Origin of the sequence: Chelativorans salis, assembly GCF_025336525.1 — a bacterium.
GTDB lineage: Bacteria > Pseudomonadota > Alphaproteobacteria > Rhizobiales > Rhizobiaceae > Chelativorans > Chelativorans salis.
Genome location: NZ_JAOCZP010000004.1, coordinates 370,154 through 383,736, shown reverse-complemented (window position 1 = coordinate 383,736; position 13,583 = coordinate 370,154). Strand labels below are relative to the sequence as shown.

General features: G+C 63.2%; 13 protein-coding genes. 8 read left to right on the top strand and 5 right to left on the bottom strand.

Translation table 11 applies throughout. The features are described 5' to 3' along the window. Positions 1-64: 64 nt before the first annotated feature. The 3 genes from N5A92_RS15610 to N5A92_RS15600 form a co-directional block, all read right to left on the bottom strand. Complete coding sequence (locus N5A92_RS15610) at positions 65-1,186, bottom strand: Leu/Phe/Val dehydrogenase (RefSeq protein ID WP_260904413.1); 1,122 nt, start codon at positions 1,184-1,186, stop codon at positions 65-67. A gap of 140 nt (positions 1,187-1,326) precedes the next feature. Continuing rightward, complete coding sequence (locus tag N5A92_RS15605) at positions 1,327-1,764, bottom strand: OsmC family protein (RefSeq protein ID WP_260904412.1); 438 nt, start codon at positions 1,762-1,764, stop codon at positions 1,327-1,329. 23 nt (positions 1,765-1,787) lie between these two features. Beyond that, positions 1,788-3,035, bottom strand: a complete 1,248-nt coding sequence (locus tag N5A92_RS15600) for a ubiquinone biosynthesis hydroxylase (protein WP_260904410.1) — start codon at positions 3,033-3,035, stop codon at positions 1,788-1,790. Between the two features lie 94 nt (positions 3,036-3,129). Between N5A92_RS15600 and tesB the strand changes: the two genes are divergently transcribed. The 8 genes from tesB to N5A92_RS15560 all read left to right on the top strand — a co-directional run bounded on the left by tesB (position 3,130) and on the right by N5A92_RS15560 (position 12,038). Further along, positions 3,130-3,996 carry an acyl-CoA thioesterase II gene (gene tesB / locus N5A92_RS15595; protein WP_260904406.1) on the top strand — a complete coding sequence of 289 codons (867 nt, stop codon included), beginning with the start codon at positions 3,130-3,132 and terminating at the stop codon, positions 3,994-3,996. 220 nt (positions 3,997-4,216) lie between these two features. Further along, on the top strand, positions 4,217-4,555 hold the full coding sequence (locus N5A92_RS15590) for a P-II family nitrogen regulator (protein ID WP_260904405.1): 339 nt from the start codon (positions 4,217-4,219) through the stop codon (positions 4,553-4,555). Positions 4,556-4,582: 27 nt separating this feature from the next. Further along, positions 4,583-5,935 carry an ammonium transporter gene (locus tag N5A92_RS15585; protein ID WP_260904402.1) on the top strand — a complete coding sequence of 451 codons (1,353 nt, stop codon included), beginning with the start codon at positions 4,583-4,585 and terminating at the stop codon, positions 5,933-5,935. Positions 5,936-6,221: 286 nt separating this feature from the next. Continuing rightward, positions 6,222-8,714 carry a DNA translocase FtsK gene (locus tag N5A92_RS15580; protein WP_260904400.1) on the top strand — a complete coding sequence of 831 codons (2,493 nt, stop codon included), beginning with the start codon at positions 6,222-6,224 and terminating at the stop codon, positions 8,712-8,714. A gap of 112 nt (positions 8,715-8,826) precedes the next feature. Then, positions 8,827-9,480 (top strand): outer-membrane lipoprotein carrier protein LolA, encoded by a 654-nt coding sequence (locus N5A92_RS15575; protein WP_260904398.1) that lies wholly within the window; start codon positions 8,827-8,829, stop codon positions 9,478-9,480. A gap of 79 nt (positions 9,481-9,559) precedes the next feature. Continuing rightward, entirely contained in the window at positions 9,560-10,360 is an 801-nt protein-coding gene (gene xth, locus N5A92_RS15570; RefSeq protein WP_260904396.1) for an exodeoxyribonuclease III, read from the top strand. Between the two features lie 136 nt (positions 10,361-10,496). Next, positions 10,497-11,258, top strand: coding sequence for a DUF1223 domain-containing protein (locus tag N5A92_RS15565; RefSeq protein ID WP_260904394.1), 762 nt, complete (start codon positions 10,497-10,499; stop codon positions 11,256-11,258). 393 nt (positions 11,259-11,651) lie between these two features. Next, entirely contained in the window at positions 11,652-12,038 is a 387-nt protein-coding gene (locus N5A92_RS15560) for a DUF2794 domain-containing protein (RefSeq protein ID WP_260904392.1), read from the top strand. 93 nt (positions 12,039-12,131) lie between these two features. Here the strand turns inward: N5A92_RS15560 and N5A92_RS15555 are convergent, their stop codons facing one another. Further along, positions 12,132-12,701, bottom strand: a complete 570-nt coding sequence (locus N5A92_RS15555; RefSeq protein WP_260904389.1) for a GNAT family N-acetyltransferase — start codon at positions 12,699-12,701, stop codon at positions 12,132-12,134. Positions 12,702-12,803: 102 nt separating this feature from the next. Further along, on the bottom strand, positions 12,804-13,535 hold the full coding sequence (locus tag N5A92_RS15550) for a Bax inhibitor-1/YccA family protein (RefSeq protein WP_260904387.1): 732 nt from the start codon (positions 13,533-13,535) through the stop codon (positions 12,804-12,806). Positions 13,536-13,583 lie beyond the last annotated feature (48 nt).

Genomic DNA, 13,583 nt, shown 5'->3' with positions numbered 1-13,583 from the left:
TTGAAACCATCATCGACAGCAGGCCAACGCTGACGCGCGGAAACGCGGTCTAGGCGGCATAGGCTTATGCCGCGGCGGCGGCCTTTATGCGCTCCATAGCGATCTCGGCGGTAACCTCGTTGGTCGGCCGACGCTGCCTCTCGGCGCGGGCGAAGATATCGCTCAGCGTTTTCGGGATTTGCGCCACCCGGGCCATCGCCGCGGCGCGGTCGTACCCGCCGGGCGCCAATTCGGCCGCAACGTTGATGAGGCCGCCCGCATTGATGACGTAGTCCGGCGCATAGAGGATACTGGCCTCCATCAGAAGACGGGCATCCTCGTGCCGGGCAAGTTGGTTATTGGCCGAGCCTGCGACGATCTCGGCCTTCAGCGAAGGGATCGTCTCGCGCGAGAGCACACCGCCGAGCGCACAGGGCGCAAAGACGTCTGCTTCAGCGGAAAGGATAGCGTCGGGTGCCAGCGCGGTTGCGCCGAACGCTCTCTTCGCCTCCTCGATGCGCGTCGTATCGATATCGGTCACCGTCAGTGCGGCGCCGTCCTCGTGCAGCTTTTCGCACAGTGCCCAGCCGACGGAGCCGAGGCCTTGCACGGCGACGCCTATGCCCTTCAGGCTATCGGTGCCCCGGCGGTGCTTGAGCGCCGCCTTGATGCCGAAAAAGACGCCATGCGCCGTCACCGGTGAAGGATTGCCGCTGCCGCTCCCGGTACCGACCACGTTGGGAGCGCGCGTACGAAGGAAGTCTGCATCCGCCAGTGAGAGGCCGACATCCTCGGCGGTGAAGAACTGCCCCTCGAGCGCCGCCAGCATGTCGGCATAGGAGGAAAGCAGCGACGGCGTTTTCTCCGTTTTGGGATCGGCGATAATAACTGCTTTGCCGCCACCAAACGCCGTGCCGGCGATAGCCGATTTGTAGGTCATGCCACGCGACAGGCGCAGCGCGTCCGTGAGCGCAGCCTCGAAGCTTTCGTGCGGCCAGACCCGTGTTCCACCGAGCGCCGGGCCCAGCGCGGTATTGTGGATCGCGACGATGGCGGTAAGTCCGCTTTCATTGTCGCGGCCAAGCCAGATACGCTCATGGCCTTCATAGGCGGAAAGGCGCACGGCATCCGCGGTAATGTCGGAAATCGTCAGTTTGGATTTACCGGCGGGCTTCCTCAGCGTGCGCGGTTCGCGAACATGCAGCATGGTGTTCCTCCCGAACAACTCATCTGCATATAAATGTAGGCTCACCGGCGGATTTTTGGTTGCTAAATAACACCTTGCCGCGACCGACCATTGCGCTCGCGGCAAGAAACCATCGCAAAACTGTCGTTTATGCGCCGAACTCAGGCAAACCGCGCGTCGAGGGTGATCTCAATAGCCCCGAGCGCCTTGGAAACCGGGCAGCTTTCCTTCGCCTTGGCGGCGATCTCCTTGAACTTGTCTTCCTCCATCCCCGGCACTTTACCGATCATCGTGATGGCACTGGAGCGGATCTCGAAGCCGCCACCTTCGGCCGGCTGCAGGTCGACCTCGGCCTTGGAGTAAAGCGTCTCGGGGGGCGTGCCGTTCTCGGCCAGCATGTGGGCGAGTTGCATGGCAATGCAGCTTGCGTGTGCCGCGGCGATCAGCTCCTCCGGATTGGTGCCGGACTTTCCGGTCTCGTCTTCAAAGCGGGCCTTGAAGCCGATCGGCAGGTCGCCGATGGCCTGGCTCTGGGTGTCGAGCCTGCCGGAGCCGCTGGTAAGCGATCCCTTCCAGATGGCATTCGCGTGACGCTTCATCCTTCATCTCCTTGTGTTTGCGCTCAGATTGCCTCGCCCTGAAGCAGGCGCGGTGCGGTACCGGACAGGCCGGAGGCCTGGCGGACGAAAAAGCTCTTCATGCCCGGCATGCGGTCCACCAAGCCTAGTCCTATGTCGCGCATCGCCCTGACCGGTGCGATATCGTTGGAGAAAAGACGATTAAGCACGTCCGTCGTCACCCCCATCTGTACCGTGTCAAAGCGGCGCCAGCGCTCATAGCGCTGCAACACGTCGAGCGCCCCGATATCTTCGCCCAGCCTGTCCGCTTCCACCACCACCTGCGCGAGCGCGGCAGAATCCCTGAAGCCGAGGTTGAGGCCCTGGCCGGCAATGGGGTGGATGCCGTGGGCCGCATCACCGGCGAGCGCAAAGCGCCAGCGCACGAAGTCGCGCGCCAAGGTCAGGCCCAGCGGCCATGCGCGGCGCTGCCCCTCGACCCGGATCTCCCCAAGCTTTAGGCCGAAACGCTGCTCGAGTTCATGCTCGAAAACGATATCATCCTCTGCCACCAGGCGCTCGGCATCCTCCGTACGCTCGGTCCACACGATCGAGGAACGGTTGCCCTTAAGCGGCAGCGTGGCGAAGGGACCGGCTGGCAGGAAATGCTCTTCCGCCCTGCCCTCGTGCGGACGCTCGTGCGCAACAGTGCAGACGATGCCCGACTGGCCGTACTCCCAGTTCAGCGTGCGGATGCCGGCCATGTTGCGCAGGCGCGACTTCACTCCGTCGGCGGCGACCAGCAGGCGCGTGCGCAGGCCGGCGCCGTCCCCGAGGCGGATGACGACTTCGGCCGGCTCTATCTCAAAGCCCTCGACCGCCACACCCTGAAGGATGTCGATGCCCAGCTCATCCGCGCGCCGGCGCAGCGCCCCGGTAAGATCGCGGTTCATGACCATATGAGCGAAGGGTTCGCCGGGCGCGGCCTCGCCGCCGAAGGTGAGAAACACCGGGCGCATGGGATCGGACGTGCGCGAATCGGTGATGACCATATCGACAATCGGCTGGGCTTCCGGCGCGATCTCGTCCCAGCAGCCGAGCTGGCGCAGCATGCGCGCTGCCGCCGCCGCTATGGCCGAAGCGCGTCCATCGCGCTGCCAAACGCCTTCGGGCGCAGCATCGACGACCAGCACTTTCAACCCCGGCCGCGCCTGGACGAGCGAAACGGCGATGGCCAGCCCCACATAGCCTGCACCTGCAATCACCACGTCGAGGCGGTCGGAGAAGCCTTCACCCTTGTTCTTGCCGGCCATGGGTTTTCCTCCGCAATGCGTTGCTGCCTTGACTTGCGCCTCGCCCTTCGGTTTGTCACCGCTACCGCAACGCTACCAGAGGGGACCAGTCCACATGTCATCGGCCATGCAGGCGCTCCTCGACATACTTAATCTCGAGGCGCTCGAACACAACCTGTTTCGCGGTCGCAGCCCGCAGGTCGGTTGGCAGCGCGTCTTTGGCGGGCAGGTGATCGGCCAGGCGCTGGTGGCCGCACAACGCACGGTGCCCGACGATCGTCACGTACATTCCCTGCACTGCTATTTCATGCGTCCGGGAGACCCGGCGGTCCCCATCATATACGAGGTCGACCGGATTCGCGACGGCGGCAGCTTCGCCACCAGGCGCGCCGTTGCCATTCAGCACGGCCATGCCATCTTCTCCCTTGCCGCCTCCTTCCAGCTTGACGAGGAGGGGATGGAGCACCAGCTGCCGATGCCGGAAGACGTTCCGGCACCCGAAACCTTGCGCCCGCAGCGCGAGTTTCTTGCTGCCTTCGGCGACAGCGTACCGGAAAACATCCGCCGCTATTGGGAGCGTGAGCGCCCGGTGGAAATCCGCCCCGTCCATATCGAGCACTACACGACGCGAAATAAGCTGCCGCCCTTCCAGCATGTGTGGCTGCGGGCAATAGGCCCCGTGCCCGAGGACCGCGCTATCCAGGCAGCGGTACTTGCCTATCTCTCCGACATGACGCTGCTCGACACCGCCACCTTCGCTCACGGGCGCTCGGTCTTCGATCCCGAGTTGCAGATGGCCAGCCTCGACCACGCCATGTGGTTTCACCGGCCGCATCCGCTTGACGATTGGCTGCTCTACACCCAGGACAGCCCCTCTTCCGGTGGCGCGCGAGGCTTTTCGCGCGGAAGCATCTATTCGCGTGACGGCGTGCTCGTCGCCTCCGTCGCACAAGAGGGACTCGTGCGTCTGCGCAAAAAATAGGCAATTCTGAAATTTTGCCCAGTTTTTAATCCCTCCCTCTGCAAGTATACCGCTTGCCGCTTCTGTGTCGGCCGATTTTCTTCAATGAATAAAAAAGCTTGAGTGCAATACCGCGCAATTGGCACGGCATTTGATTCGCCTTTGCCACTGCCGGCAACGCCTTTGGTGCGCCGGCGGCACATGCAACGCGGTCCGTCCGCAGAGGCAGGGGTGAATCCTGATGAAACTCGTCATGGCAATCATAAAGCCGTTCAAGCTGGAGGCGGTGCGTGAAGCGCTGACCGAGCTAGGCATTCAGGGGCTGACCGTCACCGAGGTTAAAGGCTACGGGCGGCAGAAGGGGCACACGGAAATCTATCGCGGCGCCGAATATGCGGTGAGCTTCCTGCCGAAGGTCAAGGTGGAGGTGGCAGTCGACGACGGTACGGCCGACAGGGCCGTCGATGCCATCACGACCGCCGCCAAGACCGGCCAGATCGGCGACGGCAAGATCTTCGTCCACAACATCGAGAAAGCCGTGCGCATCCGCACCGGCGAGACCGACGCCGACGCGCTGTGAGCGTCCCGGCTTTTCAGGGAGAGTAAGATGAGATTTCCGAAAATGACATTCGCGGGACGCGGGGTTGGGCTTGGGGCACTCGCGCTCACCGCCTTCACATCGCTGCCGGCTTTCGCGCAGGAAGCCGCTGAAGGGGCAGCCGAAGCCGCGGAGGCGGCGGCCGGAGATACGGCCTTCGTCTTCAACACGCTTCTTTTCCTCATGGGCGGGTTCCTCGTCATGTGGATGGCGGCGGGCTTCGCCATGCTGGAAGCCGGCATGGTGCGCTCGAAGAACGTCTCCATGCAGCTTCTCAAGAACATCGCCCTCTATTCGATCGCGGGCCTGATGTACTGGGTCGTCGGCTATTCGCTGATGTATGTCGACGTGAACGGCTATATCGGCACCTTCTGGCCTTATAGCTGGCCGGACGCCGGCGTTGCCAACGAGGGCGACTATGCAGTGGCCTCCGACTGGTTCTTCCAGATGGTGTTCGTGGCGACCGCCGCCTCGATCGTCTCGGGTACGCTCGCCGAGCGCATCAAGCTGTGGCCGTTCCTCATTTTCGTCGTGGTGCTGACCGGCTTCATCTATCCGATCGCCGGCTCCTGGCAGTGGGGCGGCGGCTGGCTGTCCGAGATGGGCTTCTCCGACTTTGCCGGCTCGACGCTCGTCCACTCGGTCGGCGGCTGGGCTGCGCTCGCCGGCGCGATCCTGCTTGGCGCGCGTTCCGATAAATACGGCCCGCAGGGCCAGGTGCAGCCGATCCCCGGCTCGAATATGGCGCTTGCCACGCTCGGCACCTTCATCCTGTGGCTTGGCTGGTTCGGCTTCAACGGCGCTTCGCAGCTGGCCCTCGGCTCCAACGCCGATGCCTCCGACGTCAGCCGCATCTTCGCCAATACGAACCTTGCCGCCGCCGGCGGCGTGGTGGCGGCGCTGATCCTCACGCAGCTCGTCTACAAGAAGGTCGACATCACCTTCGTACTCAACGGCGCGCTTGCCGGTCTCGTCTCGATCACCGCCGAACCGCTGACGCCGAGCCCCTTTGCCGCAATCCTCATCGGTGCGGTCGGCGGCGTCATCGTTGTGTTCACGGTGCCGCTCCTCGACAAGCTCAAGATCGACGACGTGGTCGGCGCCATCCCCGTTCACCTGATCGCCGGTATCTGGGGCACCCTGGCCGTGCCATTGACCAACGGCGACACGAGCTTCGGCACTCAGTTCGTCGGCATCCTCGCCTATGGCGTCTTCACCTTCGTCGCCTCTCTGGTGGTCTGGTTCATCCTGAAGGCCACGATGGGCCTGCGGGTCAGCCCCGAGGAAGAGCAGACGGGGCTGGACGTGGGCGAGGTCGGCGTCGAAGCCTATCCAGAGTTCATCGCCTCGCGGGTCCGCTAGGGCCGTCGGACAGAAGCAAAACTCATCCGGCCGGGCAACGGCCGGATGAAGAAACTCCCGCTGCAGCAATCCCTGACTGCTGCCACCTATCGGCCCGGACTTCGGGCCTTTTTTTTGAAGCGGGCAGTACGGCAACCCTATGCCCTGCGCGGAATTCCAGCGTGTTCTCCACCGCGCCACCCACTCCCATGGTTAATGCCGCCTTAACCTTCCCCCATCTAGGGTAGGTCCGGTGTCAGGGCGCGCGCGAGCGCGTTATCGATGTCCTGTGGACGGGGAAATGCGAATGAGTTCCGGTTCTTCCGCGGCGTTTGCCATGAATGACGGCGGTTTCGGGGTGCACGGCTTCTTGCGACGGCAAGCGGCACGCGGGCTTGGACTGCTGACGCTGGGATTCGTCGCCTTCTGCCTGGCAAGTCTTGCCACTTGGAACGTCGCCGATCCGAGCTTCAGCTATGCCACCGACAATCCGGTGACTAACGCCATGGGTTATCCCGGCGCGGTCTACTCCGACATCGCCATGCAGTTTTTCGGCCTCGCCTCGGTAGCTGGCCTCGTGCCGGCAGTCTTCTGGGGCATCTTCCTCTTTGCTGCACGCGGTATCGACAGGCCCTGGCGCCGCTCGGCCGCCTGGTTTGGTGGTAGCGTGTTGGCTGCCGGCGTGGTCGGTTGCATGACCCCGCCGGAGACATGGCCGCTGCCGACCGGGCTCGGTGGTGTTTTCGGCGACTTCGTCCTGGCCGCCCCCGCCATGCTTAGTGGCGCTTACCCGCAGGGCTGGTTTGGCATCGTAGTCGCGGCGCTGCTTGCCGGGCCCGCCATATGGCTGACCCTTTACGGCGCCGGCGTCTTCGGCCGCTCCGCAGCTCCCGCACCCGCCGCTGAGCCGGAGGCAGACACCTTCGACGACCTTGACGAAGACGAGGAGGACGGCGGCTTCGTCACGCTTGGCGTGCTTGTGCACTGGTGGCTGTCGGTGCGCGCCTTCTGGCGCCGCCGCTTCGCCGTTAATGTCGACCCTCTGGCGCCGGAGTTCGACACGCCGATGCCCCAGCCGGCGGCGATGGACGATGCGCGCATCGAGCCCGATTTCGATGCCGATGGCTTCGACACAGCACCCTTCGACGATTTTTCCGTCGCACCCGAGCCGAGAGGTCAGATGGCGCAGCAACAGCCTGCAGCGCGGGTAGGCAATCCTGCGCCCCGCCCGGCAGCCGGTGCGCGCGTGCGCCGCGAGGCACAGCCCTCGTTCCTCGACTCGGGCGAGTTTACGCTTCCCTCCCTGCATCTTCTCGCCGAGCCGAAGGCCACGACCAAGGATGCAAGCCTCTCCAAGGAAGCGCTGGAGCAGAATGCACGGCTTCTGGAAGGAGTCCTTGAGGATTTCGGCGTCAAGGGCGAGATCATTCATGTCCGGCCCGGCCCCGTCGTCACGCTCTACGAACTGGAGCCTGCGCCGGGCATCAAGTCCTCGCGCGTCATCGGCCTTGCTGACGATATCGCCCGCTCGATGAGCGCGATCGCCGCCCGCGTTGCCGTGGTGCCAGGGCGCAACGCCATCGGCATCGAACTGCCCAACGCGACCCGCGAGATGGTGTTCCTGCGCGAGTTGCTGGCCAGCCGCGAGTTCGAGACCACCAAAACGAAGTTGGCGCTGGGCCTGGGCAAGACGATCAACGGTAGCGCCGTGATCGCCGACCTCGCCAAGATGCCGCATCTGCTCGTCGCCGGCACCACCGGCTCGGGCAAGTCGGTCGCCATCAACACGATGATCCTGTCATTGCTCTACCGCATGACGCCGGATGAATGCCGCCTGATCATGATCGACCCGAAGATGCTGGAGCTTTCCGTCTATGACGGCATCCCGCATCTTCTCACGCCCGTCGTCACCGACCCGAAGAAGGCGGTGGTGGCGCTGAAATGGACCGTGCGGGAGATGGAGGATCGCTACCGCAAGATGTCCAAGGTGGGCGTACGCAATATCGAGGGCTTCAACCAGCGCATTGCCCAGGCCCAGAAGAAGGGCCAGTCGATCACCCGTACGGTGCAGACCGGCTTCGACCGCGAGACCGGCGAAGCGATCTACGAAACCGAGGATCTCGATCTGGACCCGATGCCCTTCATCGTCGTCATCATCGACGAGATGGCCGACCTTATGATGGTCGCCGGCAAGGACATCGAGGGCGCAGTGCAGCGCCTGGCGCAGATGGCACGTGCGGCGGGCATCCACGTCATCATGGCCACCCAGCGCCCGTCGGTCGATGTGATCACCGGCACGATCAAGGCCAACTTCCCGACCCGCATCTCCTTCCAGGTCACCTCCAAGATCGACAGCCGTACCATCCTGGGCGAGCAGGGCGCTGAACAACTCCTCGGCATGGGTGATATGCTCTACATGGCCGGCGGCGGGCGCATACAGCGCGTGCATGGCCCCTTCGTCTCGGACACCGAAGTGGAACAGATCGTCGCACATCTGAAAACCCAAGGCGCGCCGGCCTATCTTGATGCGGTGACGGAAGACGACGGCGACGATTCCTCCAGCGGCGGCGGTGGCGACACCGGCAATCTGGGCGATTCGGAAGACCCGTACGACCAGGCGGTCGCCGTGGTCCTGCGCGACGGCAAGGCGTCGACGAGCTATATCCAGCGGCGGTTGGGCATCGGCTATAACCGCGCCGCCTCGATCATCGAGCGTATGGAGCAGGAAGGCATCGTTGGCCCTGCCAACCACGCCGGCAAGCGCGAGATCCTCGTGCCGACGGAGCAGGAGGACGTCTGAGAGCCGAAGGCTGCGCATCACGCCGGGACGTTCACGCCGGGAGCCCAAATTCGGCCCTGTTAAGGCGATAGCGTCTCGTCAAATGACAAACTGTTTCGGAGAGCAGAAAAGCATGGCCACTCCAGCCAAGCGCAACATCACCGCCCCCCGCCTGGCGTTTTTTCGCCCCTTGGCCGCCTTCCTCGCCCTTGCGCTGGGTATCTTGACGGTCAGCGCGGCGCAGGCCGCTGCGGATACCGCCCAGCGCATTGCCGCGCATTTTTCCAGCGTGCGCACCATGACAGGCGAATTCGTGCAGTTCGGCCCCCGTGGCGAACAGACCGGCGGCAAGTTCTACATCGAGCGGCCTGGAAAGCTCCGCTTCGACTATGAGGGTTCGTCTGGTTTCCGGGTCGTCTCCGACGGAACGTCCGTGGTGGTGCGGAACAAGCGGATGAACACCGCGGATGTCTATCCGCTGTCGCAGACGCCTCTGAAGCTGCTCCTTGATGAACGCATCGATCTTTCCGGCGAGAAGGTACAGAGCGTCCAGCAGGACGAGGATCTGACGACCGTCAAGCTGGCGGACCGGAAGGTGTTTGGTAGCTCGACCATCACCATGATGTTCGATGCCAGCACTTACCAACTGCGCCAGTGGACCATCACCGACGCCCAGGGCAAGGACACGACGGTGATGATCTACAACGTGCAAGAAGGCGTCACCTTTGATCCCAGCGTGTTTGCGATCGATTACCGCCGCGTCAACGAGTTGAACCGCGGCCGCTGATTGCAGCACTGCGCTTGCCATCGGCTCATTCGGCGCGCTATTGCCGCTCTGTATGAAGAAGCTGCAAGCCGAGCGCCGAATGCCCCTCAAGATCGCCACCTGGAACATCAATTCCGTTCGCCTGCGCCTGCCGCTGGTGCAGCGCTTCCTAGAAGAACACCAGCCGGACGTCCTGTGCCTGCAGGAAACCAAGTGTCCGGACGACCAGTTCCCGCTGGCCGCCTTCCGCAAGCTCGGTTACGCACACATCGAAATTCATGGCCAGAAGGGCTATCATGGCGTGGCGACCATCTCGCGCCGGCCCATGCAGCTGGTGGAAAAGCGCGGCTTCTGCGGCATCGTCGACAGCCGGCATGTCTCGACGGTGCTGGACGTGGATGGAAGGCGTGTTCTCCTGCACAACTTCTATGTCCCGGCGGGCGGCGACGAGCCGGACCCCGAGATCAATACCAAGTTCCGCCACAAGCTCGACTTCATTGAGGAGATGCACGCGGTGCGTCCGGCCGAGGAGGCTGACACAGCGACAGTCCTGGTCGGCGATCTCAATATCGCCCCCCTGGAGACGGATGTGTGGTCGCACAAGCAACTCCTGAACGTGGTCAGCCACACACCGGTGGAGACCGAGGGGCTGGACAACCTGCGTGACAAGGGAGGTTGGGTCGACCTCATGCGCAGACATGTCCCGCCGGAGGAAAAGCTCTTTACCTGGTGGAGCTACCGCGCCAAGGACTGGGAGGTGTCGGACCGCGGACGACGGCTCGATCATATCTGGGCTTCCGCTAACCTCGCCCCGGCGCTACAGCGCATCGAGGTCCTGCGCGAAGCGCGCAACTGGGAGCGCCCTTCCGATCACGTACCGGTGATAGCCGAGCTCGGCTGAAGCACCAGGGCTTCACCGCAACGTGACTTCCCAACTAAGCCCGACAGCCGCTACGCTACATGAATGCGGAAAGATGGCGGAACCGGCGACGTGCCGGTGCGATTGGGGTAGACACGGACCGACAGGCGAAAAGGATATGCGAACCTTTCCCGCGCGCATCCATGTGAGCGCGATGAAGCTGACCATCCTCCTTCTGGTGCTCATTATACCATTCCACATTCAGGCCGCGGAGAGGCCTGCAGGGGTGGTCGAGCTTTTCACCAGCCAGGGCTGCAGCTCGTGCCCGCCTGCGGATGCCCTGCTGGCTGAACTGGCAGAGCGGGACGATGTGGTGGCGCTTGCCTACCACGTCGACTATTGGGACTATCTTGGCTGGAAAGACGAGATGGCCACGCCGGAAAATTCCGCCCGGCAGCGCGCCTACGGAGAGACTTTCGATCGCTCGGTCTACACCCCACAGGTGGTTGTCAACGGGCAGCGGGACATCGTCGGCTCGCACCGTAAGGAAATTTATGCAGCCATCGACAAGGGATCGGAAGGTAACGCGGCGTTGCCAGTCGATGTGGACATCTCTTCCAGCAACGGAAGCGTCTTCGTCAATGTCGGCGCGGCCGAGACGGCCCCGGCCGATACGCACATCGTCGTCGTCTACTATAAGCCACGCCGGGTGGTGTCGATCCGCGGCGGCGAGAACCGGGGACGGTCGATCGAATACCGTAACATTGTCACCAGCTTCCAGACCGTCGGCATGTGGCACGGCAAGGCAATGCGCCTCGAGCTGCCGAAGAGCGAGATGGTGAAGAAAGGCGGCCATTGCGCCGTGCTGCTTCAGTCCTTCGATGCCGAAGGGCGGCCGGGCGCCATTTTAGGTGCCGCACGCACCGCCGAAAGCTGGTAAGCGCCCACCACTCTCCTGGAAAAGAAAAAACGCCGGTACGGCGCTAGCCTGTACCGGCGCTGATCCAGTTCGGGATCGTTGCCTTTGCGAGATTGACGCACAAAGCGCCGGAGTTGGTTCGATCCGGCTACGACACCGTGGGCGGGGGGGCTTGGGGTACGGCGCCGCCTCCGGATCGAACCGTCTCAGGCAACATAGGAATGCTGGCTTCAAAATCGGGCGGGAGCTTGGAAAGAAAACGGCGAGAATGAGGCAGGCGATCACCAAATCCGACAGGGCGTCTTGTGTTCGTGAAAGTAGGATGGCGCACCATAGCGGCCATATGGGGTTGCATTTCCCGGCCCGGCACGCCAACTTTCTTGTCATAAATTGTCATGAGGGTCCGAACTAAACATGGCTGATTTTGTAAGCGCCGGGGAGGACGGCGACGATTCCGGAGTACTCGTCCGGCTCAGCGAGGTGCGGCGGGCACGACTTGACCTGCCGGTGACCTTTGAACGCCGCGAGCTGGACCAGATACTGCGCCTCTACGGGCAGATGGTGGCCACAGGCGAGTGGCGTGACTACGCCATCGATCATCTAAGGGACAGGGCGGTGTTCTCCGTCTTCCGCCGCACCAGTGAGGTGCCGCTGTTCCAAATCGTGAAAACTCCAAAGCTCGCCCGCAAGCAAGGCGCCTACAGCGTCATAGCCGCCACCGGCGCAATCCTGAAGCGCGGGCACGAGTTGAGCCGTGTTCTGGCGTTGTTCGATCGCAAGCTCAAGCTCGTGCGGGCGTGAGCCGAAGCGATTCCGGAAAGAGCAGGTATTCCGGCCCGGAACTGGGATAAAGCAACGGGTTGGACCGGATCATCCGTGAGACGATGGACCGGCCTAATGCCCCTCCCGGAACAGCCTCTCGGGCAGCGATTCGGCATCCGGCGGTCTTCCCGCGCCGCCGTTGAGTTCAAGCTGCATGAAGACCGTGTCCAGCCAGCGGCCGTGCTTGTAGCCGCTGCCTTCCAGGACGCCGGCATGGCGGAAACCCAAGGCCTTATGCAAGCGCACTGAGGCGCTCTCCGGCGAGCCGTCGCCGATGACGGCGGCGATCTGTCGGAAACCCAGTTTCCGGCATTCCTCGATCAGCGCCTCTACCAGCCGTCGGCCGAGGCCACGCCCCTGCGCCTGCGGCGCGATGTAGACCGAATCCTCGACCATGAAGCGATAGGCGCGGCGCGGACGAAACGGCCCGGCATAGGCATAGCCGAGCACCTGCCCTTCCACTTCCGCTACCAGATAAGGATAGCCGCGGGAAACCAGCGCCTCGTGCCGTGAAGCCATCTCCTCCTCACCCGGCGGCTCCAGCTCATAGCTTGCGGTGCCGCTTTCAACGGCGTGGGCATAGATCTGCGTGATGGCGGGAATGTCGGCGGATGCCGACGGGCGAATGGTGATAGTGGTCATCGGCGGTTCGTTCGGTATGGTTTCCATCTTCATGGCAGGATACCGGGCAAAAGAAAAGGCGGCTCGAAAGCCGCCTTTTCCTGGTCGTTCCAGTTCCGCCCGTTACTCGCGATTGCCGAGGAACTGCAGCAGGAACATGAACAGGTTGATGAAATCGAGGTAGAGCCTGAGCGCACCCATGATGGCCTTGCGGCCGGCCACGAGCTGGCTGTCGCCCTCGTAATACATCTCCTTGATCTGCTGCGTGTCGTAAGCCGTCAGCCCGGCGAACACCAGCACGCCGATCACCGAGATGGCGAACTGCAGCGCCGAAGAGGCTAGGAATATGTTTACGATCATGGCGATGATGATGCCGATGAGCCCCATGAAGAGGAAGGAACCCATGCCGGAAAGATCACGCTTCGTCGTGTAGCCCCACAGCGACAATGCGCCAAAGGAGGCGGCGGTGATGAAGAACACACGCACCACACTCTCGCCCGTGAAGACGAGAAATATCGATGACAGCGACAGACCCATGACCGCGGCAAAAATCCAGAAGGCGGCCTGGGCACCTGAAACGCTCATCTTGTGGATTCGCGCGCTCAGATAAAACACAAGGCCGAGCGGCGCGAGCATCACCACCCAGCGTAGGGGACTTCCATACATAACCTGCGCGAACGCCGGGCTAGATACCGCCATCTGCGCAGTGGCAAATGCCGCCACTCCGGTGATGGCCAGCCCGAGAGCCATGAGGTTGTAAACCCGAAGCATGTAGGCGCGCAGGCCCTCGTCGATGGCCACGCCCGCGCGGGCATCGCTCGCCATGCGCGGCTGATAGTTACGAAGGTCAGCCATTGTTTCCTCTTTTCTCGCACTCTCCCGTCGGGTGTCGGCCATGGGGCC

Excerpts from the sequence above, each read along its gene's own strand:
- N5A92_RS15590 (WP_260904405.1), top strand. The coding sequence starts at position 4,217 with ATGAAACTCGTCATGGCAATCATAAAGCCGTTCAAGCTGGAGGCGGTG.
- N5A92_RS15550 (WP_260904387.1), bottom strand. The coding sequence starts at position 13,535 with ATGGCTGACCTTCGTAACTATCAGCCGCGCATGGCGAGCGATGCCCGC.
- N5A92_RS15555 (WP_260904389.1), bottom strand. The coding sequence starts at position 12,701 with ATGACCACTATCACCATTCGCCCGTCGGCATCCGCCGACATTCCCGCC.
- N5A92_RS15610 (WP_260904413.1), bottom strand. The coding sequence starts at position 1,186 with ATGCTGCATGTTCGCGAACCGCGCACGCTGAGGAAGCCCGCCGGTAAA.
- xth (WP_260904396.1), top strand. The coding sequence starts at position 9,560 with ATGCCCCTCAAGATCGCCACCTGGAACATCAATTCCGTTCGCCTGCGC.
- N5A92_RS15585 (WP_260904402.1), top strand. The coding sequence starts at position 4,583 with ATGAGATTTCCGAAAATGACATTCGCGGGACGCGGGGTTGGGCTTGGG.
- N5A92_RS15565 (WP_260904394.1), top strand. The coding sequence starts at position 10,497 with ATGCGAACCTTTCCCGCGCGCATCCATGTGAGCGCGATGAAGCTGACC.
- N5A92_RS15605 (WP_260904412.1), bottom strand. The coding sequence starts at position 1,764 with ATGAAGCGTCACGCGAATGCCATCTGGAAGGGATCGCTTACCAGCGGC.
- N5A92_RS15580 (WP_260904400.1), top strand. The coding sequence starts at position 6,222 with ATGAGTTCCGGTTCTTCCGCGGCGTTTGCCATGAATGACGGCGGTTTC.
- tesB (WP_260904406.1), top strand. The coding sequence starts at position 3,130 with ATGTCATCGGCCATGCAGGCGCTCCTCGACATACTTAATCTCGAGGCG.
- N5A92_RS15600 (WP_260904410.1), bottom strand. The coding sequence starts at position 3,035 with ATGGCCGGCAAGAACAAGGGTGAAGGCTTCTCCGACCGCCTCGACGTG.
- N5A92_RS15560 (WP_260904392.1), top strand. The coding sequence starts at position 11,652 with ATGGCTGATTTTGTAAGCGCCGGGGAGGACGGCGACGATTCCGGAGTA.
- N5A92_RS15575 (WP_260904398.1), top strand. The coding sequence starts at position 8,827 with ATGGCCACTCCAGCCAAGCGCAACATCACCGCCCCCCGCCTGGCGTTT.